This is a genomic window from Aliiroseovarius salicola (assembly GCF_027891095.1).
GTDB classification, from domain to species: Bacteria; Pseudomonadota; Alphaproteobacteria; order Rhodobacterales; family Rhodobacteraceae; genus Aliiroseovarius; species Aliiroseovarius salicola.
The window spans coordinates 13,095-34,924 of the sequence record NZ_JAQIIO010000015.1 but is presented as its reverse complement, the minus strand read 5'-3'; the positions used below and the strand labels follow the sequence as shown (position 1 = coordinate 34,924).

Here is a 21,830-nt window from a genome sequence, read left to right as displayed (position 1 = left end):
ATGGCATCAACCGCAGACCTGAAAACTTACTGTGCCCGATCCAGATCCGAACCTTTGCATAGTGTGTTTTTCGATATCGATCAGAAATCCGTCACCGCCGAGATTTTTGCTGCAACAACCATTGCAGTCTGAATCAGCACATAGGTCGAGCACTTCTACCACAATCTCTCGATTGCCTTTGCGTAGCCTAAGGTGTTTGCCACCTAGTTTGCGCCAGTGTTTCTTGTGAACAGCGGCAATGTTTCTGCGCGCCACCCATCCCTCTGATTTTTTACCACTTACTCCGTAAAACTGACCTGCCCACTTGCAGCCATTATACTGTACGCACTCCACGCTTCCCGGGTCGGGGTAACTTTCGTAATTGGTCAGAGCGGCTTTTTGCCACTTCCCTTCACAGGTCACATCAGCCAGCGCCGCGGGTGCAACTAAAAACAGGGCATAGAATAAGATCGGCTTCAAAGCCTTCAGCATCGTCATACTGCTCTCCTCTAGTCGGAAACTTGATTGTTTCCCAGTGCTCCATTCTTTTGGATAAGCGTAAAAGCCGAATAGTTTTCAAACTTGACGGAAAACGGATGCTGCGATCCGTTAGGTGCAAGTTGCCAGCCCCCAATTAGGGTTCTGAAGTCGCTTTCTCGCTTAATCGAAGCTTTTCGTCCGGCGTTTTCCACTCGAGATTTGGTAACTTTTCACCTTCGATACTACGTATGAATAGGGTAGTATTGTGTTTATTTTAGGGTTTCTACATGCTTATGCGACATTGGCAAAGTTTCGCTTAAATGTAGGTAAGGGATCTGTCAGAAGAAACCCGCCTGAAGTGGGCAGGTCGCTCAATTAGCGTTCTTGCATGTCCAAACCTTCCCCCTTCCGCTATTTCAACACCAGTCCCGAAATCATCCGGCTTGCGGTGATGATGTATGTCCGTTTTCCACTATCGCTTCGAAATGTGGAGGACCTGCTACATGAGCATGGCATCGAAATTAGCCACGAGACCGTGAGACACCGGTGGAACCGCTTCGGTCCCCTTTTCGCGTCGAAGATCCGACGAAAGCGAGTTCAGCAACTTCGGGCTTTCTCGCGGTGGCAGTGGCACCTGGACGAGGCTTTCGTGAAAATCAATGAGGAGCGGCACTACCTCTGGCGTGCTGTGAATCATGAAGAGGAGGTGCCGGAAAGTTATATCATTAAGCGACGGAATAAGCGCGCGGCCCTTAAATTCTTGAGGAAAACGATGAAGCGACATGGCCAGCCCGAGCTTGTCGTTGCAGATCGCCTCAGGTCCTATGGGGCCGCAATGAGAGAGATCGGCAATGCGGAAAAGCAGACAACTGGCCGATATTTGAACAACCGGATCGAGAACTCGCATCTTCCTTTTCGACGACTAGAACGCGCCATGTCACGATTTCGAAGGATGCGAAGTTTGCAGAAACTCGTCGCCGTCCACGCCTCAGTCTTCAACCACTTCAATCAGGATCGCAGTCTTTCAAAGCGAGAACATTTCAAGCTCAACCGAACCGTCGCTCTCACCGAGTGGCGCGGTCTTTGCGCTGCATAAAGGGCAGTCATGCGGGCCTAGCTGAGACGAGTTCGAATTAGTCTGACAGCACACTTTAGATGACCTATCCCAAGAGCAGGCGGAATTCGACGAGGGACTGAAAGCTTTTGAAACGCTGGTCAAATAACTTGAAAACGGCGACGTGGCGATCTCAGGCGGGGGCATCAAAATGTAAAAAAACCACCCAACTTTCTCAAGAGATTGTTCGAACGTGAGCCGAATGAAAGCCGCACGAATGGAGTGTTCCGACGGCTGTTAAAACTCATTTCCCGCAGCGCAAACACCGAACGTGGCATTGGTGAAACCACAACATCTCCCAATGAACCGGAAATTTAGGAAGAGTATTAACGGCCCAAAGCCGCCGCTCGACTTTGCTTCTGAATGCTGCGATGCGGCACATCATAGCTGCCATTGATGCGCGGTGCAGCAATTTTGACCAGCCAATGTCGGTAGCGCGCAACGAAGCGGACCTTCAAGGCAACAGAATGAATGTTCGGGCAGTCCAAAGTGGGCATGCTGCAATCAGCTCATCCAGTTCGGATTACAACGAAAGGCGCCAGGGTAGTTTCCGGCGCCTTTCTCAGGATTCTGATTTGGCCTCTGTTTTTGGTCTGTCAACCGATGTGATGCAATCCTCTATGAGTGCGTCAAATCAATTACGAACAGGCAGTCGAACATCATTTTCTCACCGCCCGCCCGGACCATCCCGGATAGGCGCGCCTTGCCAGTCATGTCCACAAAATCGCCAGTAGTTGCGATAACATTATCAACCGTCGGGAAGCCACCGGTGATATGCGAACGGGAACCTTCCCCAGATCCAAAGCCGTTTATGAAGGTCTGTAAACTGGTCTCACCTTTTGAGATGATCGTCCCGCCGGGAAGCATGAAGATTGATACACCGGTTAAGGTCAAACCACCGTTTTCATCGGGCGTGATATTAGCCAAACAATCTATACCCCGGCCCAACTTCAATTTGGACCCAGGGTCAATGACATCCATTTCATGGCACGCAAAACTCGTCAGCGCAAAGCCAACGTCTTGCTCCGTTAGCTCTACGCCTAAACGTGCCGAAACATCAGCCAAGTTTCCAACTTCGGTTCCTTCACCATACATCTGCAAAACGACCGAGGTATTGGGGGCTGTGCTCGACGCTGTTGGTAAGGATCCAAATCCTAGACTGAGCGCCGCGATTGCAAAGATATTTCTGATTTTCATAACGTCACACTCCTTGGCAATTGTGGATTTCTGACAACTTCCGACGCTAGCTCAGCATCGAAACAACCTCTTCGGTGGACCAAAGAGCGTTGGCGATGTAGCGGAAATTGGTTAATGCGGCGAGGTAGCCGTCGCCTTCGGGAAGCATTGCCGCCGCGGTTCCATCCTTGACCACTGCCACTTCAAACCCCTGTTCAAGCAGTTCACGCAAATGGCTTTCGGTACACAGGTTTGCCGACATTCCCGCTAAGATGACTTGGTCCACACCATTTTTGCGAAGCTGCAATGCCAGGTCATTATGTTCGGGGCCATACAGCTTGTGAGGCGACGAAACGATGGTTTTTCCGTCGTTGATGTAAGGTTTGTATTGTTCCAGAAAATCCGCACCGGACCCTTCAAAACCTTCAAGACTCAGAGGATCCTTGCGGTCAAACATGCCAATCTTGTGCATGAGCTTTTCAAGCGCACCCTCAAATTTCCAACCCTTGTCGGTGGGGTAGTAGTAGTGGGGTGAAACCGCGACGGTTATGTCGGCAGCCTTGGCCGCCTTGAATAGGCTCTCGATGTTGGCAACCGTGTTGTTTTTTACGACGCTGGCGCCGACGACACCCCAAGTCACCCCATCGGGGCTGAGAAAATCGTTTTGCGGGTCGGTCACAACAAGCGCCACACGCGATTTGTCAATGACCATGTCGCTGGGTGGTAATGCGGGCTGGGCTGGATCTGCATAGGGGTCATCCTGCGCTTGTGCAGCGGAACCCGCCAAACTTGCAGCAGCTGCTACGCCAACTGCCGCCGTCCCGGAAAGGGCCTGACGACGGGTGATTTTCGGGTCGTCATCGTGATTATGGCAGTTACACATGCTTTCTCTCCTTGTTCAGTGAACGGATGCTGAACTCTGCCATATGCCATGTGCCTTTTCGTCCGAGAGGTGTAGCATTTACGGTCATCACTGATTTGTGATGACCTAAAGCATCCAGTCGTGACAAAATGAGAGAATGCAACTCAGCCATGAACCTGTATTGAACGAATTAGACATCCAGGCAGAACCTTTTGCGGTTTGTACATTGGAAGGCTCATGCAAACTGTATCTGGGGCAACGACCCGAGGCCGTGTGGCACTATGTCGTTTCTGGAACGGGAAAGCTGAAAATCCAATCTATGACCGATGTCGAGTTGCATTCAGGGCGCATTGTTTTGGTCCCAGCAGGAAGCCGGCACAGTTTAATCCATAATGGCTCTGCCGATGTTTCTGGAGGTGTCAACATTCCGGCAAAACTCGATCTGGAGCGAATTGCCGCCAAAGGTGAAGGCAATGGCAAAATGATTGTTCTGTGTGGTGCAGTCTCGCTGGGAATGCGCAATACCAACGGTCTTGTAGACTTGCTGCGGACGCCCCTTCATTTGGATATCGAAACCTCCGCCATCGCCGAACGGGCCGTGCTGGGTATCATTGATGAGGTTACCGGTCATCGCACAGGGGGGCAGGCCATGGTTCGCCTGTTGCTGCTGCAATGTGTGTTCGAGATCCTGCGCCAACGTCTTGAAGCGGGTGATCCAGCGCTCATCTGGTTATCTGGATTGGCCGATCCGAATTTATGGCAGGCCTTGCGCGTTATGCTTGATAATCCAGGCGGAGCACACTCTCTCGAAAGTTTGGCAGAGGCTGCTGGCATGAGCCGCTCACGTTTCGCTGAACAGTTTAAGGCCGCCTATGGCCGTGCGCCGATGTCGTTCTTGCGTGAATTGCGAATGGCGCGTGCGGCACAGATGTTGCTCGACGGGAGACAACCAGTCAAACAGATTGCTCGAAAACTCGGGTTTCAAAGCCGTAGTGCATTTACCCGGGCGTTTACCGAGTTCTGCGGACAGTCCCCGCGTTTATTTCGCACGTCTGACCACTCCTGCTATTAACGATGCATCTTTCCCTAAGTGTCGCCAGTTTTACAATTATGGGTTCCAAGCTGCGTATTGCTTCAAGCCTGACCAACATCTTCTTTGGTGAGGCGGCCATTGATTGAAAGTCTGCTGCCTGCGCATTGGTGCCTGATACAGAATTCCACACAAGGGCTCAAACCGGACCTCGGAGGCATAGCAGCATCTGTCGTCAGTCCAATTCGCTAGCGGTCGCTTCGGCCCATTACCAGATCTTGGCCAGTGATGCATTCGCCGCGCACCCAGATAAGGGCAGCCACACTACTCATTGTGCACTTTCGTTCCGGCAAGAGGCGGTTTCCAGCCATTCGCAGCGGAAATGAGTTTTGTTTATGTTTTAGTGCTGAGGGACCGGGTTCGCGATATGGGCTGTCATTCCGATGAGGTTGCCTCGTGTATCATAAACCTGTCAAAAATCTTGTCAGGCTATCAGGGGGCTTGCGGCGCTGGCTCCAGTCCATAGTCTTCGATGATCTCTACTGCCCTGCCATTTGCGAAGTTTTCGCGCAGCGCGGCAAAAAATTTCCCTGACGCGACTGCATCCGGAAAAGACTGCCGTATCGCGGCGTAATAAAGGATTGCTTTATCGGCCCCAGCATATCTGACGTTGTGGGTCAGATCATTTAAATCAAGGATCCGCCTGCCTCGGTCCCGATTGGAATAAACCGCATCAAGACGGCCGGCTGCGAGTTTGCGGAAACCCGAAACATCATCCGGTCGCGGATCAATTTTAATCGGGTCGAGACCCGCTTCTGTCATCCGGTCGCGCAAGGCTTCGAGTTGGACAGCAGTGTTGGACGGCGCGAAAACCCCCACACGAAATCCTTCGATTTGGGAAAGGTCAGCGAAGGTCATGACATTTCCGGTGCTAACGAAGAACCCGTATTCCGTGCGAAACAACGGCGACGAAAACTGAAGCCATGCCTCTCGTTCGGCGTTGCGGCCGATCACCATCATTCCGTCCGCTGTGCCTTCGCGCATCAATTCCTGCGCACGGCGCCACGGAAAGATATCAAAGCTGCAGTCCAGCTCCGCAGTCTCGCAGGCCGCAGCGATTACGTCCCGGCCTGGTCCGGCCACCTGATTATTTTCTCCATAGATGAATGGCGCGAAGTCCAGCGTAACAAAACGGATATCCTTTGCTTGTAACGGGGCCGAAAGAACCACAGCCAGCGCAAATGACAAAATGCGTAACATCTGTATCTCCGGACAATCTCTTTTAATGCTGATCCAAGGTCTATAACATGTGCCATACTTCACCGCCAATATTGGAGCGCGGCTTGGTATTTTTGACTAAATCCGTTCGCGGCCGGTTTCTCAGAATTACGGTGCCGCTGATATTTCTTTCGGTGCTGGGTGTATTTTCCGCAATAGAATACATGGCACATAGATCCGCAACGGCGCGGTTACAGCAGACATCCGGCGCGTTGCTGAGAACGCAAAGTGCCGCTTTGGCCAACCCGCTTTGGAACCTTGATTACGAACAGGTCCGGTTGAGCCTTGAAGCAATTGCGACCAATCCGGAAATTGTTATAGCCCGCGTTTATGGCGAAGACGGTGAAATCATGGCCCAGGCCGGTGATGATGTTGCCCTGCAAGGTGATGAGTTCTTATTTCAGCAAGAGATCGTTTTTGATGCTGGGACAGGGCCGCGCAGGATCGGCGAAATCGGGTTTCTGGTGACGCAAAACGATATCAGGCAACAGACCCGCGATCGTCTGTTGCTGGCTGCATTGATCGCTCTGGCAGCGGTTACCATGGAAGTTGGCGCGGCACTTTTCGCGCTTCGCCGAATTGTCGGAACGCCTCTGGAGCGACTGCTCACCGCAATCAACGCCGCCAAAAGTGACAGATCGCGTGCCCGGGTCGGCGAAGCGCCGCCGGACGAGATGGGGCAAGTGATGTCGGCCTTCAATCAGATGCTGGACCAACAAGAGGCTTATGAATCCGAATTGCTGGTTCAAACCCGAATGGAAAGCGAATTGAGTATCGGGCGCGATATGCAGCTTTCCATGGTGCCGCGGGATTTTGGAGCGCTCACCAAGGGGCATCCGATCTCACTTTGGGCTACGCTAGAGCCGGCTCGCGAGGTAGGGGGTGATTTCTACGATGCCTTCCATGTAGGCGGCGGAAAGCTATGCCTTGTGATCGGGGATGTGTCCGATAAGGGCGTGCCTGCTGCGCTGCTGATGGCAGTTACAAAAACCATGGTTAAGTCAATTGCTGCCGAAGGCGCATCCGCCAGCGAAGTAGTGGCTACAGTTAATGAAGAACTGTGCCGTGGCGATCACCGGGATATGTTCGTGACGCTCTTCGTCGCAATTTTGGATCTGAACTCCGGCGCCCTGAGTTACTGTAACGCGGGTCATAATCCGCCGCTTCGGCTGCACCGCAATGGTCAGGTCTGTGCTCTGCCTGATCGTAACGGTCCGGTTGTAGGTGCGTTGCCAGGGCTGAAATATACGCAATCCGATGCACAGTTGACCGATGGTGAAACCCTGCTGCTTTACACGGATGGTGTAACCGAAGCCTCGGACAGCAAGGACATGTTGTTCGGAGATACAGGATTGCGCAATCTGCTGGGCAGTCTCGCAGGGCAGCCTGTGACGGACATCGTGCATTCTATTGTGCAGGCGGTTGAGCATCACGAAGGCGAAGCCGACCGGACAGATGACGTGACTATCCTCGCAGTGGAATTCCACGATGCCGGGGTCTTACACTGGCGCGGTACGACCCATGCCACCCTTGAGGAGATCAGCAGGCTTGGCCAGGATATGGCAAGTGCATTGGGTGATGATGCGTCAGCGGTCGCGACAAAGGCACAACTAATTCTGGACGAGATTGGTTCAAACGTGGTCAATCATGCTGCCAAAAGATCAGACACGCCGGTGGAAATAATCGTAGAAGTTTCCGGAACAACCGCAGAACTGACACTGGAAATTTCCGATACGAGCCCGGCATTTGACCCTGCAACGGCGCCGGAACCAGACACCTCTCTTTCGGTTGAAGAGCGTGTCATTGGCGGTCTGGGTCTTCATGTAGTCCGTAACATAAGTAAGACATTCTCATATGCTCGACAGGTGGATCGGAACATCTATTATATTACGGTGAGCGCATGACAAACTTGGGCAATCGCACCGGACGGATCGGTAATCGGGGGAAGCGACATTGAATATTGAAGTGATTGACGACGGTATTGTCGCTCTTATTCGGCCCGAGGGAAAACTGGATTCGAGCAACTCCGCCGAGTTTGAATTGGCGGTGAATCAAGTTGTGAACGGACTGGATACAAGCCTGATCGTAGACCTTGGAAAGGTGTCATTCATGGCCAGCGCCGGGCTTCGTGTGTTATTAGGCGCCGCAAAAAAACTTTCAGCTGACGACCGAGCGCTGAGAGTATTTGGATTGAACGGGCTTGTGCGCGAGACGTTCGAAATCTCCGGGTTTGTCTCAATTCTTGACATCAGTACCAGTGAAGCAGAAGCCCGCGAAGGGCTGAAGTAATGCCTTCGAACCTGATGATCGCGGCAACCGTTTTTGGTGGTCTCGGTCTGTTTTTCTTTGCACTTCAGTTTCTCAGCCAGAACCTCAAATTGCTGGCGGGGCACCGGCTGCGCACAGGGATAGCAAAACTGACCGCTAATCCGGCATCCGGGCTGGGTGTTGGTGCAGTGATGATCACCGTTACGCAAAGTGCAGCGGCTTCGGTGTTTTTGATGGTTGGCTTGGTGCGTGCCGGGATGATGAACCTCAGGCAGGCACAGCCGGTGATCCTGGGTGTGTCCGTCGGGGCCGGGCTGACCGTCCTCTTTCTGACCATCGATATCCAATTGGCCGTGTTTCTGGTCATTGGCGGCTCGGGAATTTTCTACGCCTATGGCGGCGCATCGGCTGTGCGTCTGGCAAGTGTCGTTTTTGGAATCGGCCTGTTATTTCTCGGCCTTCAGATCATGCGTGAAGGGGCGACAGCGCTGGAGCTTCAACCTTGGTTTCAGTCAGCTGTCGAACTGACACGTGGCCAGCCGTTGCTTGGCTTTCTGATTGGCGCAGGGCTCACCATTATTGTTCAATCGTCGGTCGCGGTGACCGTTGTGATGATCGCCTTCCAGCGCGTTGGGTTGTTCGAACAGACCGAAGCCATCATGTTTGTCTACGGCGCCAATGTGGGGTCGTCGGTACTGACCTATCTTCTCGCGTCAGGCCTGACCGGCGTCGCGCGGCAGGTTGCTCTTTATCTCGTCGGATTCAATTTTTTGGCAGCGCTCATTCTTGTCCCGCTGCTATATGTCGAGATCGGGTTGGGCGTTCCTCTTGTTGCTGCTGGGGTGTCGTCCATCAGCAGTGACCCCGGAACGCAGGCGGCCATCGTTTATCTGGTTTTTAATTCAATACCTGTGCCTTTTTTGTTGCTCGCGCTTGGCGGCACAGCGCGACTTCTGGCGCGGTTCGCGCCAGAAACAATGATAGAACAGCATTCCAAACCCAAATTTCTGGCTGGTACTTTGCCGAAAGAGGCCGGTCTGGCTTTTCACTTGATTGAACTGGAACAGGCCCGGCTTTTTAATCCGCTTGCCACAGCGTTGGATGCAATGCGCGCGGGTCGCACAGGCGCGGCTCTTGATGACGCGCTGGATGCGTTTGACAGCCTAGAAAACTCGGTTTCGACCGCAGTTGACCGCGTGACTTCCTCAACAGATTTGGGGCCTGATGCCTACGATCAGTTGGACGTAATTCTGAAGGTTCAGGCCAACCTGATTGCAGCACGACAAACGATGGCAGGGCTCGCAGTCGAGATCGCGCATTTACGTAAATCCGCGCCGGATCTTTCGTTCCCGGATGCGATGGTCGAAGGGCTGGATACAATCCTGCATGTGCTCGTCGACGTGGCTGAAGCCCGAGAGACAACTGATATTGAGGCGCTCTCCCGAATGACGTCGGATGAAGGCAACGGATTCAGATCAGTTCGGGCCGCCTACCTTGCCGGGGAAGATGCTGTAGATGCCAACGACAGGATTTCCCTGCTTGCTGCTGCCAACTATTGCGAACGCCTGATCTGGCTGATGGGTGAGATGTGTCAAAGCTACGACGAGTTGCGTAGTCACTGATCGTGATCTGCGCCTGCAATAAGGTCTGATGGTATCTGAACAAAGTACAGGTCGGGCAAATTATAACTGCGCAACATGCAATAAGAAGCCCCGGCAAGTACTGCCGTGTATCAGATGTGACTTTTGCCGACCACGCTCTGGTATTAGGAATGTCTGCCCGATAGCCACAGTTGATCGATTTTGGCTTTCGATTGTAGATTTAAACGTTTTTCGCAAAATACGTGCGTAACACAGTGCATAGCAACAAGGCTGACGCTGTAATCTACGAAGTCGGCTTTGTGCGCATCATACGCATTCGGGTATTGCGCAGCATCGGGCAATAGGGGCTCGATGCTGTCCTTGGCCGCGCATAGCGCCAAAGTCCGGTTTGGGCCGTGAGAGACCGCGACGATGGCTCAATTGACCCTATATTTTCCGCATCGCCGCAAGTCCGCTTCGAGCCCACAGTGACATATGCTGCGCAACGTATGAACGAACAAAATACGCAAAGCTGACATTGCTGATGTTCAGGCCGACTAGCACCCGACATCACAATGGCCAGTCTTCAATGCAGGCCCTAAGGATACGAATCGAAGTTGACGCCGGTTCTATTCGGTCTTGCTAGCCCTTGGCATACCACCCGTTGTCAACATAGGTCGCGTTGCCGTTGACGAAGCTTGCTTCATCTGATGCCAGGAAAACTACAACGGCGGCGACTTCTTCGGGATAGCAAATCCGGCCCTGCGTTGCCGCCATACCTGAATCTTCCCACTCTTGACCAGCGGCATCCAGCTCGGCAATTTCCTTCAGCCCATGGGCGGTTTCCACGAAACCCGGGCAAACGGCATTACAGCGGATTCCAGCGTCGCGATATTCGGTTGAGATTGTACGGGCCAATTGCAAAACAGCCCCCTTGGACATGCAATAGACAGATTCCAGCGCGTACCCGAGTTCTGCGGCAATCGACGAGGTAATAACGATCGAACCGCCGCCGGTGGCGCTCATGTCCTTAACCGCACGGCGACATGTTAGAAACGCGGATTTCACGTTCACATCCATCAGCCAGTCATACTCGTCCTCGGTGGTTTCATGCAGGGACTTCACAATAATTGTGCCAGCGTGGTTGAACAGAACATTATATGGCCCATAGGTTTCCACGGCGGCATCAAAGGCCGCGTTGATCTCGGCGTCCTTGGTCACATCTGCATGGAAAAACGCCGCCTCGCCACCAGCGCTACGGATCATGTCGACCGTTTTTTGCCCTTCTTCATCCTGTATATCGAAGATACTGACCTTGGCACCTTCCTCAGCAAAGGCCAGTGCGGTTGCCCGCCCCATACCGGTGGCACCGCCGGTTATCACTGCAATTTTACCTGCCAGACGACCATTTGGGGATTTGGAATTTTGGGGCATTTGTCGTTCTCCAAACTGAAATTCAGATACATTCACCGCCATCAATGACAAGCGCATGCCCGGTCATGAAGGTGGACATGTCAGAGGCAAGAAACAGGATGGAATCGGCGATTTCACCAGTCGTGCCCCAGCGACCCATCGGAATGGTACGCGCGACATAGCTTTCCAGCTTGTCACGCCCACCCATCTGCATTTCGAATCCGGCGTTGAATGGGGTGTCGATAAAGCCCGGGCACAGGGCGTTGATGCGAATATTGTGTTTAGCATAGTCGGCGGCCATTTGGCGGGTCATCGCCACGACGGCATGTTTGGTCGTCGCATAGGCGATCATCTCGCGGTCATACTGCACGCCTGAGTTTGACGAGGTGATGATGATGCTGCCGCCGCCCTGGATGCGCATGTGCCCGACCGTTGCCCGTGCCGCGATGAAGTGGGACCTGACATTCAGTCGCCAAGACATATCCATCCCTTCAATGGGGACTTGTTCCAGATTGCCTTCGATCTGGTAACCTGCGTGGGAATGCAACACATCAAGGCGACCGTAGGTTCTGACAACCTTGTCAATCTGGGCGCTGACAGCGTTATCATCGAGTACGTCTAGTCCTGCCGAAACCGCGGTCACACCTTCGGCTCGCAGATCTTCCACCACCTGCGCCGCTTTGTCGGCATCAATATCTGTAACTACCACCTGTGCGCCATGGCGAGCCATTGCCATCGCACCCGCGCGTCCTATGCCCGAGCCCGCGCCCGTCACCAAAATAACTTTGCCCTCCAGAACAGGAAAATCTGACAGAGAACGTGAGGTTTCAGCATGGGTCATTTTGTTTTCTTGCCTCCGCGTCGAAGCAGCATTTGAGCGGTGATCAGCATAAGCAGAGACACCCCCATAACCATGGTGCCGATGGCGTTGATTTCAGGAGTGACGCCGCGGCGGATCGACGAAAACACATAGATCGGAAGTGTTGTCTCGGACCCGGCGACAAAGAACGCGATGATGAAGTCGTCAAAGCTGAAGGTGAAACTGAGCAGGAACCCGGCGAGGATTGCCGGGAATATTAATGGTAAGGTCACCTGTCTGAAGGTTCCCATTGGGGTCGCGTAAAGATCTGAAGACGCTTCGGTCAAAGCGCGGTCCATCCCGGCGAGGCGGGCGCGCACGATGATGACCACCAATGCCATCAGGAACATCGTATGTGCGGCGATCAGCGATCCCATGCCCATGCGCAGCTTCGGTGGTTCGAACCCGTTCGGCCAGATTGAGGCAATTAACGGGTTTAACTGGTCAAAGACCGTGACCAGCCCGATTAGGGTCGCGATCCCGATCACGATGCCGGGGATCATGACAGCGACATAGATCAGCAAATCAAAGGCAGTGCGAACCGGGCCTTTTATCCCTTGCAGGGCAACGGCTGCCATAGTTCCGAAAACGCTTGCAAACAAGGCCGAAGCAAAGGCCACCATCAGGCTGGTTTCCAACGCGTCCATCACGAATGGATTGTTCAGCGCCTTGCCGTACCATTTGGTTGAGAAGCCCTGAAGCTGGCTTGCGTGACGCCCGGCGTTGAAGCTGAACAGCGCGATCACACCAATTGGGATATACAAAAAGAGGTAAACGCAAATAGCATAGATTCTCATCGGGTCACCTCACATGATCGACACATCTTCACGGCTAGCGCCGAGGCGGCTGATTAGCCGCATGTAGAATGTGACGGTGATCAACATGACCGCCACAAGGGCCACCGCCACCGCCGAGCCATAGGCCCAGTTACGTGATTGCAGGAACAAATCGACCAGCGCGTTGCCAACGAAAAAGACCTTGCCCCCTCCCAGCAAGGCCGGGATCAGGTATTCCCCCATCAATAGGATGAACACGAGCATACAGCCGGTTGCGATACCGGGAATTGAAAGAGGCAGCGTGATTTGCAGGAACGTACGCCATGGTTTGGCCCCCAGATCGGAGGACGCCTCGAGCAAGCGTTTGTCCAGTTTGTCGAGGCTGACGTAGATCGGGAATACCATTAGTGGCAAATAACCGTAAATGATGCCGACCAGAACGGCAAATGGCGTGTTGATCAGACGAATGCCTTCGAGTCCTACCCATTCCAGCAGCGCGGGAATTCCGCGCCCGCCCAGCAGGAAGATCCAAGCGTAGCTTCGGATGAGGATCGAGGTCCAGAATGGAACGATCACCAGCACAAGCAGGATCGTTTTCCACTTCGGATTCGCCTTTACGGCAAGAAAGTAGGCCAACGGATAGGCGATCAACAACGCTAACAACGTGCCTATCGGGGCCAGCGTCATCGTGTTCTTGAAGGCGGTCCAACGGGCTGGAAGATTGGCATATTGCTCAAAGGTGAAAGCGGGCACAACGCCACCGGACGGCGCCCGCTCTCCAAAGCTGAAGATGAAAACAACACTTAGCGGAATGATCAGCATCACCAGAAACCAAGTTCCGGCAGGTGCCAACAGCAACCAATTACGTGTACGATGCGTCATGTTGTTTTACCCCAAACCTGATCAGGCCGACTTGAAGCGGGCCATCAACTCGGCACGGTTCGGATCGGTCAGCGTGACCGCAGCGCCAAATTCCAGCGGATCCAGAAGTTCCTGAGCTGGGAACAGAATCGGATCGTTCTTCAACGAGTCAGGCAACAGGTCAAAGGTTCTTGAATCGGCGGTCGGGTAACCGTGGGCGAGCACCTCTTTGGCATTCACCTGCGGATCCAGCAGGAAGTTGATCAGAGCGTAACCTGCCTCCTTGCGTTCCGAGCTTTTCGGGATGGCAAAATAGTCGCTCCAGATCTCGCCACCTTCTTTACCCAGTACATAGTGGATTTCAGGTATGTCTGTGTTGAGCTGTTTGCCGTCACCAGACCAGCAAATCGTCAACCAGGCATCCCCGTTCCGCATCGACGGCTGATAGTCGGACGTGATTGCAAACAAGTGTGGTTTAACCTCGATCAGCAGCTTTTCGGCATCCGCCAGTTCTTTTTCGTCGACCGAGTTGAACGAATATCCATGGTAATTCAGCGCGCTGCCGATTGTGGTCAACTGATAGTCATGCACCATCGTGCGGCCCGAGAATTTGTCCATCGTGATGTCAAAGAACTCTTTCCAGGACGAAATCGGCTTGCCATCGTTGTGCTTGGTGTTCACGGCCATGCCTGTCGAACCCCAGTTTTTAGGCACTGCATACAATGTTCCATCGACGGATCCAGCTTCGGCATAGCGCGGATCAAATGCCGATGCGTCATAGTTTGGCAGTTTGGACGTATCCAAAGGTTCAATCAGACCCTCTTTAACGTAATCTTCGATCGTATAGTTGGTCGGCACATACACATCCCAACCAGTCGCACCAGCTTGCAACTTCGCCAACATTTCTTCGTTTGACCCGAATACATTGACCTGCACATGCGCGCCGGTCGCTTCGGTAAAGGCCTCAAAGTTTGCCGGATCGTGATAATTCGGCCAAGTTGCAACAACGACTCGGTCACCAATATTACCAGCAAAGGCTGGGCTGGGGCGTAAACCAGGAACAGTCGCCCCCAAAACTGCGGTCGCAGCGCCCAATCCAGTGACATTCAGAAAATGGCGACGCGTGATCGAGCCCTTCCGGTAGCTTTCCAGCTTTTCCATGAACTCCGTCTTGGAGATGTGGTCGATGTCTTTGGTCATTGAGTTTACTCCCTTTGGTTGCAGTATTTTTTAGTTTGGATTGAGAATGAGCGCCGCGCTGGCGTCCCAGGACACCCGCGCCTGATCGCCCACCTCAAAGCCCCCCTCATTCAATTCTGACTGCCTTGGCGACAGCACCAGAAAGTCGCCAAGCGTCTCGTGGTTCACCAGGTATTCGGTGTGCTCTCCCAGAAAAATCCGGTTGTGTACTTCCACCTTCACCCCGTCGCTCTGGCGATGAAGCTTCATCTGTTCGGGGCGCACGCTGATGCAAACATCCTGTCCCTCAGCCAATTCGACACCTGGGGTTCCCTGTACGCTCATACCGTTGTCCAGAAGAATAGTGGCCAGCCCACCGTTTTGGTCGGTTACGTTGCCGCTGAAGAAATTGGAGGTGCCGACAAAACCAGCGACATATCGCGAATTTGGGCGATCATAGAGCTCCTGGGGGCTACCAATCTGAACAATCCTACCCTCTCGCATGATGCAAATGCGGTCGCTCATCGACAGCGCCTCTTCCTGGTCATGCGTAACCAGAACGAACGTAATGCCCAGCTGTCGCTGCAAATCCTGCAACTCGATCTGCATCTCCTTGCGCAACTTGCGGTCCAGCGCCGCCATCGGCTCGTCCAGCAACAACAACTTGGGCTCATTGATGATCGCCCGGGCCAAGGCAACCCGTTGCTGTTGACCGCCCGACATTTCCCAGATTTTCCGATCCTCAAAATCGCTGAGCCGGACAATTTCAAGTGCCTTGGTGACCTTTTCGGCAATTTGCGCTTTGGGCAGGCGCGGGCGACGTTGGCGCAAGCCATACCCGATATTCTGTGCCACCGTCATGTGCGGGAACAGCGCGTATTGTTGGAAAACCATGTTCACCGGACGGTGATGCGCATCAAGGGTGTTTACTACTTCGCCATCCAGCAAAACTTCGCCCTCGGTAGGGGTCTCAAAACCAGCCAGCATTCGAAGAGCTGTTGTTTTTCCGCATCCTGACGGGCCAAGGAATGACAGAAATTCTCCCGCGCTGATCGACAGGTTCAAATCGCTGGCTGCCAGTACATCACCGAAGCTTTTCGAAACACCTCTTAGCTCAGCAATAGCCTTTTTATTCGCTGGGCTGGAGTCGCCGACGTATCCCCCGTTTTCCATTAAGCTCTATCTTTTCCTGATTTGTTGAATACTATCCATTTAGGAAAAACTGTAAGAAAAACTGATTTGACTGTATATACCACGTTTTTAGTATAACAATCAGAGTAGCGGGGAAACTGCATGAAAACACTTATAGAAGCGACCGGAACGCTCATTGATGCGATCGGTTCCGAGAGTTTTGCGCAAGCCCTGTCTAACGCTCTGACGGGGATCGCCCCGTTCGACTATACAGTGGTTTTTGGATACCTCGGGGCAACCCGTCCGTTGGATTTGTTCGACGACTTTCCAAGAGGTAAACGCAAGATTTTTGTCGAGGATTACCAAGAAGGTCCCTATCTTCTCGACCCTTTCTATCTGGCGTGCGCAAACCAGGTCGTTCCGGGTCTTTACAGGATCAAGGATCTCGCGCCGGATCGGTTCTTTCAGGGCGAGTACTTTCGAAGCTATTACGCCCGCACCGGCCTCGCTGAAGAGATTGGTTATTTCATTGAGATGCCCGGTAACGCAATCGTCGTGGTTTCACTTATGCGAGCTCAAAAGGCGTTTTCTGCGAAGGAATTTCGTCAACTTGGCGAATACTGGCCTGTGGTGCAAGCCGCCTGCCAACACCACTGGTCCGACCTCGCAGTTCAATTCGGTGTAGACGCGAACAACCCATCGGATGATAGCTTGCACCACAGCGTCGAGCTTGCTTTTACCAGTTTTGGAGAAGGCGTTCTTACCCCGAGAGAGAGAGAGGTCGTGGAATTTACTCTCAAAGGGCACTCTGCAGATGCAGTAGGGCGCATCCTTGAGATCTCGCCCGGAACAGTGCGCATCCATAGAAGGAATGTGTATTCGAAACTTCAAATCAGATCCCAAGGAGAGCTGTTTTCCAAATTTATCGATACACTGGTTTCAGGGGGTAGCCCCTAAGGAAATTGCTGAGGGGTTTGGATGCACAGCTTTGGAACTCTCGGCATGCTAACTGGTCATTCCTGCCATCGGCGAAACGCAAAGAATTGCCGGTGAAAGCCCGAACTAGGCACTTGTTTTGGGGGCGGTCAACGTCTGTTTTCGCCTGTAGCCTGTAGCCTGTAGCCTGTAGCCTGTAGCCTGTGACCACAGACTTAATAAAAACCAAATATTTGCGATGTACGGTGATCAGCGGGGTGGAGCACGGAGCTTCGGGATATATGAGTACGGAGCGACAGAAAATGCAGGCGGATGATTGGTACACCTGCATTGATGACGAACTCGAAGCGCTTCGTATCGCCGCGTGGTCAGCAGTCCATGAACACTATACCCTGCCTCCGAAGGCCCGGGGCGCAATCGGGCCGAAACTCAGTAAGCTCAACAATGCAGAAAAGAGTGCAATTATTTGAAGCACCTTTTCACTGCGCATACGGTATCAACATTAAGATGGGAGTCAGAGTCTTCCTGAACGCCGGCTGCACTATTCTGGATACTGCTGCAGTGACGATCAGCGACCAATGCGCACTGGGTCTTAGTGTACAGATCTACTGCGCCGAACACCATCAGGGTTCCGTCAAGCGATGCTTTGAAGTGCTGAAGATTGCGCGGCCCTGTTTATCGGAAGACAAGTATGGATCGGCGGTGCCGCAATCATTCAGGCAGGTGTAATAATCGGCCAGGGCGCGGTCATTGGTGCGGGCAGTGTCGTCACAAAGGACGAAGATGACGGGCAGATCGTGGTGGGCAACCCGGCACGACCGACCGGTCGGAAAACGTGGTGGCTCCGGCAGGGACTGTTTCCGCCACCTGCGCCAGCATATTCGCCAAGCCGCCATTCGTGCGCTTGTATTTGCTGATGTACAAACGACGGCTTAGTCCCGCATATCGGTCATCTGTGCGGATCGCAGCGAATGTCCGCTCTTCGTCCTTAGTTTCAAACCTGAAGCATAAATTATGTTTGCTCCGCGCTTCGGACTATGCGGCAACACTGCATCACATCCGGATAGGGTATCTGATCATATTTCTTTGAAATCAGACACTTAGATAGCATTTGGAAGTGTGGGTGGGAATCCTACCACCCCAGCCAGCTTTCATAAAGACTTTAAACTAAGGAATGCTAAGGCGATCTCTGGACATCGGTGCCCCAGATGGGGTCTCAAAGTGGCGTATGTGTGCTGGTGGGGAAGGTCATGCTGTTCTAGCTATGACTGGTTAGAAATGGTCTGACAGTACACTCAAAACCGACCGAATAGCGGTGCGGATGGCGGAGATTTTGCCGGAACAGGAAGATCTTGTATCAAAGAAACCGAGTGTCCACTCAGAATTTCAATCTCATGATGTCCCGCGAGTAAATCCACGGTTTCACCATAGTTAACTATGTTCGTGCCATTGAACCTTACAGATCCTCCGTTCACGCGGTAGGTGCCATCAACAATAATAGAGACGCTGCGCGAGGAGGGGTGCAGTGTTTTGCCGGGGATATAGATTGGTCCCCAAAACGGAAGATAATTTTCCCGTAGTGTTGCCAGATCTTCGCCGAGTAATCCTATTGGTTTGTTCTGTGATTGCTCTGGTGTGAGGCCTTCAAGATCAAGCTGCCAGCCACTTTTCAAAACAAATCGTGGGCTATGCTGGTTGACGATATCCTGCATTATAGGCTCGTTTTTCGCGCGGTAATCCGTCATGCCCCAGGTGCTCATGAAGGGGCCGTGTTTTGGGAAAGACGACACCATTGTTCGTGCGTCAATGTATGGCGCGCCGGGCGCAAATGTTTCATGGATGACGGTGAGTGTTAGGAGTTGTCGATCTAGTGTCTGATGCATTGATCGAATGAAAGACAGCGCGCCTGTCAAGAGGGTGAGTAAAACTAAGGCAGATATAATGACTGGTCGAGTTGTACGGGAAATATGCGCAAACCCATTCCCCGAAACCACGGCAGCCGATGCCAGCACAAATGGAAAGAAATAGGGGTAAAACTGATTGTAAATGAGCGGTGTCGCCAAGGGCAGAGCAAGGGCAAGCGTTGTAAACCCAAGCACACGATGTGAAGATTGGCTCAGCTGATGGAGGGCAGTGATGACGCCCGCGGACAAAGGGATAATCCAAACCAGATTTTCTACAAAAGCACGGGTGGAATAATGTTTAAAGATTCCAAATTTTTCGCCAGAAAGGGTGACATCTGTGGTGCGTTCAATAAAGTTGAGGGGCGAGGCATAGTCGACAAATGTCAGACTGTGCAACCAGATCAGACCGCCAAAGACAGCCAATGACGTGATAGCTGCGACTGTTGCTGCGACCAGAAAGTATCGCAGAGATCTTTGAGAGATGAGCTGAACAGCGGCAAGCATCAATAAGCAAGGTAAATAGAAGATGGCCTTGATCGTGAAAAAACCGGCCAAGCCGATCAGCACACCTGCCAGAACGATACGTTTCGGAAACTGCACGGCGCTCACCGTCAACCACATCGCACCCATCAGGCAGCATAGGGCTAGCGGATCGGTTCGCAGTGACAGACCGTGACGAAGAGTGAAGCTGAATGACCAATAAGCCAAAACCGCAAAAAGCGCAGCGTTGACTGATGCCAGACGACGGGTGGTGTCAAAGATGAACCAGGTGGTCATGGTCACCACGAAAAACATCATCAATCGGGCGGCAATGATCTGATCAACTTCGTTCTCAGACACATAGGGTAGCCATCTGAAAAGGTGGATGAAACCGGTTTGCAAGAGCTCACGAAGGTCGCCGCGCTGATGATCGTAAATCATTGAGAGGTTCAGAAACTCGTCCCAATTGACTTCAAACCGAAACACCATGATCAACCGCATGAGCGCAATGATCACAACCGAGGCGATCAGTAGGCTGCGCAGGAAGCCGTTTTGAGCGATGGAGGAAGGAGTTTTAGTCATTTAATCGCTCTTGAACACAACATATCTCTGAAGCAGGAATGACAAGGCTACGACCGGGACAAGCGCTATTAGCCCTGCCAAATAGTCATTTGCCCCCAACATTCCAAAAAGTTTTATAAGGCTGATATTAAAAAGATAAAGCAGCGCCCAGACCGTCAGAAACGAACAGAACCGACCGCGAAGCCGTGATCTGAAAACGAGTTTTCCCTGGCTTAAAAAGCTGACACATATCCCAAAAATCAGCGCTACAAAGCTTGCCAGATAATAGGGTAAGCCAAGATAAAGACCTAACGCATAGATACCATAGCTGAAGGCAGTGTTCGCCAACCCCACCAGAACAAAGCGGATCATCAGCGGCGCCACCATCAATCGCCCCATGACTTCACCCTCTGGTATAAGCCAAAAAGCCTTTTTTTCTGGTTCACCATGAAATTCACCATGCAAAGTCGTAGATCACCCATCCGCCCTAGGGGCACATTATATTTTTGTGCAAGATTACGTGTCTCATCCAGTGCTTGAGACAACAGCTTCCAAGTGGTGTTAGCGTTGCTATACCGGTTTGCAATCAACACTTGGGGAATGTGAATGGCTTGTTGATGGCGTGACAAGGCCCAAGACAGATCGACATCCATTGCATAGTGAAACTGCGGATCGTAGCGCAATTCCCCCAGGCTTGACCGACGAATGCCGATTGGTATGCCGAACATGTTGCGTGCTGTCGTGATCGTCGCAAGCCCTGCCTTGTCGGCATCAAACAGGTGGCCTCGTTTAAAGATCCGGGTCGCTAGTTTGCGACGGGCCGGGTTGACATAGACTAAATTGCAATAGGCCGCTGCAACCTCGGGGTTCTCCGTCAGCGCCTCCTGCGCCAGTTCCAGCGTTCTCGGATCAGCCAGATAATCATCATGGCACAATAGCATGTAGAACTCGGTCTCGATTTCGTTCAGCAGGGCGTTGAAATGGTCCTGCATCGGAAGGGTTTCTGATTGCGTGATGATCCGCATGTTCAGGCGTGGTTCCCAGCTCGACAGGATCTCGGCCGTATTGTCGGTCGAGGCATTGTTGCTCACCACAACGCGCACGTCCTCTAAGGTTTGCTCCGCCACCGAGGTCAGTGCCTCGCCAACGAATTCTGCACCGTTATAGACCGGAATGAGAACCGTGAACTGCGCCAAATCTCTACCCCACCCGTTTGAGATAGCCATTGCGGGCGACCGTGATCTGCAACTTAGTGTGCCGCGCGTGATCAATCTCGAAATGGTCATCCTCTTGAAGATAGCTATGCACAGCAGTCATCGGGTTGTCGCCCGGCCCCCAGGGCCTGTCACCGATCGCAGTGTCTGGCAGGGTTTCGATCAGTGTGTCAAAGACGACGACATAGCTATTATGCGTCACAAGTGGGCCATAGGCTCGCAGTTCTTCCAGCACATGGTCATGAGTGTGGTTCGAATCCAGACAAACCAAAACCGACCTGCGACCAGCAACCTTTTCCCGAATTTGTGAAATTACGTCAGGATCTATGCTTGATCCTTCTATCAGATCCAGACGGTGCGCCATTGGATGAGCCTCGATCGCCTGTCGGTTTTGAGCACGAATGTCGATGTCAACGGCAACAACTATGGCGTCACCCGGCCCTCCGCACATCGCATTCAATTCCAAAAGAGATGCATAAAAAATGACCGACCCGCCGCGAGCAATCCCGGTCTCGATAATCAGATCTGGTTTAAGCGACCAGACCAACTCCTGCATTGCGACAATATCCTGCGGATATTGAATAATGGGCAATCCCATCCAATCGAACTGATAGGAATATCGCCGTTCCTGAGCTTGCGCCAGCCAATCCAGCGTCTTAGCAGAGAAACCTTCATCTGCCGCCATTCTGGCAATGTCTTCCCGCCGCTCGTTTTCAAATTCCTGGTCTGCCATCTGTACCTCGCATTTA

22 protein-coding genes are annotated in these 21,830 nt (G+C 52.7%); 8 read left to right on the top strand and 14 right to left on the bottom strand.

What is annotated here, in order from left to right; all coding sequences use genetic code 11:
• Positions 1–6 precede the first annotated feature (6 nt).
• Positions 7–477 (bottom strand): hypothetical protein, encoded by a 471-nt coding sequence (locus tag O2N63_RS16855; RefSeq protein WP_271055471.1) that lies wholly within the window; start codon positions 475–477, stop codon positions 7–9.
• A 370-nt stretch (positions 478–847) separates the two neighbouring features.
• Between O2N63_RS16855 and O2N63_RS16850 the strand changes: the two genes are divergently transcribed.
• On the top strand, positions 848–1,555 hold the full coding sequence (locus O2N63_RS16850) for an IS6 family transposase (protein WP_271055470.1): 708 nt from the start codon (positions 848–850) through the stop codon (positions 1,553–1,555).
• Between the two features lie 636 nt (positions 1,556–2,191).
• On the opposite strand, the gene O2N63_RS16845 is transcribed toward O2N63_RS16850, so the two are convergent.
• Both O2N63_RS16845 and O2N63_RS16840 read right to left on the bottom strand, forming a co-directional pair.
• On the bottom strand, positions 2,192–2,770 hold the full coding sequence (locus O2N63_RS16845) for a hypothetical protein (RefSeq protein WP_271055469.1): 579 nt from the start codon (positions 2,768–2,770) through the stop codon (positions 2,192–2,194).
• A 46-nt stretch (positions 2,771–2,816) separates the two neighbouring features.
• Positions 2,817–3,632, bottom strand: a complete 816-nt coding sequence (locus tag O2N63_RS16840; protein ID WP_271055468.1) for a cysteine hydrolase — start codon at positions 3,630–3,632, stop codon at positions 2,817–2,819.
• A gap of 136 nt (positions 3,633–3,768) precedes the next feature.
• Between O2N63_RS16840 and O2N63_RS16835 the strand changes: the two genes are divergently transcribed.
• Positions 3,769–4,683: an AraC family transcriptional regulator gene (locus tag O2N63_RS16835; RefSeq protein WP_271055467.1), complete on the top strand. Its 915-nt coding sequence runs from the start codon at positions 3,769–3,771 to the stop codon at positions 4,681–4,683.
• Positions 4,684–5,133: 450 nt separating this feature from the next.
• Here O2N63_RS16835 and O2N63_RS16830 read toward each other — a convergent pair whose 3' ends face one another.
• Positions 5,134–5,964 (bottom strand): substrate-binding periplasmic protein, encoded by an 831-nt coding sequence (locus O2N63_RS16830; RefSeq protein ID WP_271055466.1) that lies wholly within the window; start codon positions 5,962–5,964, stop codon positions 5,134–5,136.
• Positions 5,965–6,083: 119 nt separating this feature from the next.
• Here O2N63_RS16830 and O2N63_RS16825 point away from each other — a divergent pair, with 119 nt between their 5' ends.
• The 3 genes from O2N63_RS16825 to O2N63_RS16815 are packed head-to-tail and all read left to right on the top strand — an operon-like array spanning position 6,084 to position 9,809.
• Complete coding sequence (locus O2N63_RS16825) at positions 6,084–7,823, top strand: ATP-binding SpoIIE family protein phosphatase (protein WP_271055465.1); 1,740 nt, start codon at positions 6,084–6,086, stop codon at positions 7,821–7,823.
• Positions 7,824–7,872: 49 nt separating this feature from the next.
• Positions 7,873–8,208, top strand: coding sequence for an STAS domain-containing protein (locus tag O2N63_RS16820; RefSeq protein WP_271055464.1), 336 nt, complete (start codon positions 7,873–7,875; stop codon positions 8,206–8,208).
• Positions 8,208–9,809, top strand: a complete 1,602-nt coding sequence (locus tag O2N63_RS16815) for a Na/Pi cotransporter family protein (RefSeq protein ID WP_271055463.1) — start codon at positions 8,208–8,210, stop codon at positions 9,807–9,809. The genes O2N63_RS16820 and O2N63_RS16815 overlap by 1 nt, the downstream gene beginning before the upstream one ends.
• 600 nt (positions 9,810–10,409) lie before the next feature.
• On the opposite strand, the gene O2N63_RS16810 is transcribed toward O2N63_RS16815, so the two are convergent.
• Genes O2N63_RS16810 through O2N63_RS16785 form a run of 6 tightly spaced genes read right to left on the bottom strand, consistent with a single transcriptional unit; the run spans position 10,410 to position 16,028 of the window.
• Complete coding sequence (locus O2N63_RS16810) at positions 10,410–11,201, bottom strand: SDR family NAD(P)-dependent oxidoreductase (RefSeq protein WP_271055462.1); 792 nt, start codon at positions 11,199–11,201, stop codon at positions 10,410–10,412.
• A gap of 22 nt (positions 11,202–11,223) precedes the next feature.
• Positions 11,224–12,021 carry an SDR family NAD(P)-dependent oxidoreductase gene (locus O2N63_RS16805; protein ID WP_271055461.1) on the bottom strand — a complete coding sequence of 266 codons (798 nt, stop codon included), beginning with the start codon at positions 12,019–12,021 and terminating at the stop codon, positions 11,224–11,226.
• Positions 12,018–12,836 carry an ABC transporter permease gene (locus tag O2N63_RS16800; protein WP_271055460.1) on the bottom strand — a complete coding sequence of 273 codons (819 nt, stop codon included), beginning with the start codon at positions 12,834–12,836 and terminating at the stop codon, positions 12,018–12,020. Before O2N63_RS16800 ends, O2N63_RS16805 begins: the two co-directional genes overlap by 4 nt.
• 9 nt (positions 12,837–12,845) lie before the next feature.
• On the bottom strand, positions 12,846–13,697 hold the full coding sequence (locus O2N63_RS16795; RefSeq protein WP_271055459.1) for an ABC transporter permease: 852 nt from the start codon (positions 13,695–13,697) through the stop codon (positions 12,846–12,848).
• A gap of 21 nt (positions 13,698–13,718) precedes the next feature.
• Positions 13,719–14,876, bottom strand: coding sequence for an ABC transporter substrate-binding protein (locus tag O2N63_RS16790; RefSeq protein WP_271055458.1), 1,158 nt, complete (start codon positions 14,874–14,876; stop codon positions 13,719–13,721).
• A 30-nt stretch (positions 14,877–14,906) separates the two neighbouring features.
• On the bottom strand, positions 14,907–16,028 hold the full coding sequence (locus tag O2N63_RS16785) for an ABC transporter ATP-binding protein (RefSeq protein WP_271055457.1): 1,122 nt from the start codon (positions 16,026–16,028) through the stop codon (positions 14,907–14,909).
• Between the two features lie 120 nt (positions 16,029–16,148).
• Here O2N63_RS16785 and O2N63_RS16780 point away from each other — a divergent pair, with 120 nt between their 5' ends.
• The 3 genes from O2N63_RS16780 to O2N63_RS16770 all read left to right on the top strand — a co-directional run bounded on the left by O2N63_RS16780 (position 16,149) and on the right by O2N63_RS16770 (position 17,839).
• A complete protein-coding gene (locus O2N63_RS16780; protein ID WP_271055456.1) occupies positions 16,149–16,943 on the top strand; it encodes a helix-turn-helix transcriptional regulator in 795 nt (264 codons plus the stop codon).
• Between the two features lie 281 nt (positions 16,944–17,224).
• Complete coding sequence (locus tag O2N63_RS16775; protein WP_271055455.1) at positions 17,225–17,392, top strand: hypothetical protein; 168 nt, start codon at positions 17,225–17,227, stop codon at positions 17,390–17,392.
• 201 nt (positions 17,393–17,593) lie between these two features.
• Positions 17,594–17,839: a DapH/DapD/GlmU-related protein gene (locus O2N63_RS16770; RefSeq protein WP_333780741.1), complete on the top strand. Its 246-nt coding sequence runs from the start codon at positions 17,594–17,596 to the stop codon at positions 17,837–17,839.
• A gap of 378 nt (positions 17,840–18,217) precedes the next feature.
• On the opposite strand, the gene O2N63_RS16765 is transcribed toward O2N63_RS16770, so the two are convergent.
• The 4 genes from O2N63_RS16765 to O2N63_RS16750 are packed head-to-tail and all read right to left on the bottom strand — an operon-like array spanning position 18,218 to position 21,814.
• Positions 18,218–19,888, bottom strand: a complete 1,671-nt coding sequence (locus tag O2N63_RS16765; RefSeq protein WP_271055454.1) for an ArnT family glycosyltransferase — start codon at positions 19,886–19,888, stop codon at positions 18,218–18,220.
• Positions 19,889–20,254 (bottom strand): GtrA family protein, encoded by a 366-nt coding sequence (locus O2N63_RS16760; RefSeq protein ID WP_271055453.1) that lies wholly within the window; start codon positions 20,252–20,254, stop codon positions 19,889–19,891. It lies immediately after the preceding gene.
• Complete coding sequence (locus O2N63_RS16755; protein ID WP_271055452.1) at positions 20,254–21,093, bottom strand: glycosyltransferase family 2 protein; 840 nt, start codon at positions 21,091–21,093, stop codon at positions 20,254–20,256. Before O2N63_RS16755 ends, O2N63_RS16760 begins: the two co-directional genes overlap by 1 nt.
• Positions 21,068–21,814 (bottom strand): cephalosporin hydroxylase family protein, encoded by a 747-nt coding sequence (locus tag O2N63_RS16750; protein WP_271055451.1) that lies wholly within the window; start codon positions 21,812–21,814, stop codon positions 21,068–21,070. The genes O2N63_RS16755 and O2N63_RS16750 overlap by 26 nt, the downstream gene beginning before the upstream one ends.
• Positions 21,815–21,830 lie beyond the last annotated feature (16 nt).

Excerpts from the sequence above, each read along its gene's own strand:
- O2N63_RS16825 (WP_271055465.1), top strand. The coding sequence starts at position 6,084 with ATGGCACATAGATCCGCAACGGCGCGGTTACAGCAGACATCCGGCGCG.
- O2N63_RS16850 (WP_271055470.1), top strand. The coding sequence starts at position 848 with ATGTCCAAACCTTCCCCCTTCCGCTATTTCAACACCAGTCCCGAAATC.
- O2N63_RS16795 (WP_271055459.1), bottom strand. The coding sequence starts at position 13,697 with ATGACGCATCGTACACGTAATTGGTTGCTGTTGGCACCTGCCGGAACT.
- O2N63_RS16840 (WP_271055468.1), bottom strand. The coding sequence starts at position 3,632 with ATGTGTAACTGCCATAATCACGATGACGACCCGAAAATCACCCGTCGT.
- O2N63_RS16790 (WP_271055458.1), bottom strand. The coding sequence starts at position 14,876 with ATGACCAAAGACATCGACCACATCTCCAAGACGGAGTTCATGGAAAAG.
- O2N63_RS16815 (WP_271055463.1), top strand. The coding sequence starts at position 8,208 with ATGCCTTCGAACCTGATGATCGCGGCAACCGTTTTTGGTGGTCTCGGT.
- O2N63_RS16845 (WP_271055469.1), bottom strand. The coding sequence starts at position 2,770 with ATGAAAATCAGAAATATCTTTGCAATCGCGGCGCTCAGTCTAGGATTT.
- O2N63_RS16765 (WP_271055454.1), bottom strand. The coding sequence starts at position 19,888 with ATGACTAAAACTCCTTCCTCCATCGCTCAAAACGGCTTCCTGCGCAGC.
- O2N63_RS16805 (WP_271055461.1), bottom strand. The coding sequence starts at position 12,021 with ATGACCCATGCTGAAACCTCACGTTCTCTGTCAGATTTTCCTGTTCTG.
- O2N63_RS16835 (WP_271055467.1), top strand. The coding sequence starts at position 3,769 with ATGCAACTCAGCCATGAACCTGTATTGAACGAATTAGACATCCAGGCA.
- O2N63_RS16800 (WP_271055460.1), bottom strand. The coding sequence starts at position 12,836 with ATGAGAATCTATGCTATTTGCGTTTACCTCTTTTTGTATATCCCAATT.
- O2N63_RS16775 (WP_271055455.1), top strand. The coding sequence starts at position 17,225 with ATGCAGGCGGATGATTGGTACACCTGCATTGATGACGAACTCGAAGCG.
- O2N63_RS16785 (WP_271055457.1), bottom strand. The coding sequence starts at position 16,028 with ATGGAAAACGGGGGATACGTCGGCGACTCCAGCCCAGCGAATAAAAAG.
- O2N63_RS16750 (WP_271055451.1), bottom strand. The coding sequence starts at position 21,814 with ATGGCAGACCAGGAATTTGAAAACGAGCGGCGGGAAGACATTGCCAGA.
- O2N63_RS16780 (WP_271055456.1), top strand. The coding sequence starts at position 16,149 with ATGAAAACACTTATAGAAGCGACCGGAACGCTCATTGATGCGATCGGT.
- O2N63_RS16810 (WP_271055462.1), bottom strand. The coding sequence starts at position 11,201 with ATGCCCCAAAATTCCAAATCCCCAAATGGTCGTCTGGCAGGTAAAATT.
- O2N63_RS16755 (WP_271055452.1), bottom strand. The coding sequence starts at position 21,093 with ATGGCTATCTCAAACGGGTGGGGTAGAGATTTGGCGCAGTTCACGGTT.
- O2N63_RS16760 (WP_271055453.1), bottom strand. The coding sequence starts at position 20,254 with ATGGTGGCGCCGCTGATGATCCGCTTTGTTCTGGTGGGGTTGGCGAAC.
- O2N63_RS16855 (WP_271055471.1), bottom strand. The coding sequence starts at position 477 with ATGACGATGCTGAAGGCTTTGAAGCCGATCTTATTCTATGCCCTGTTT.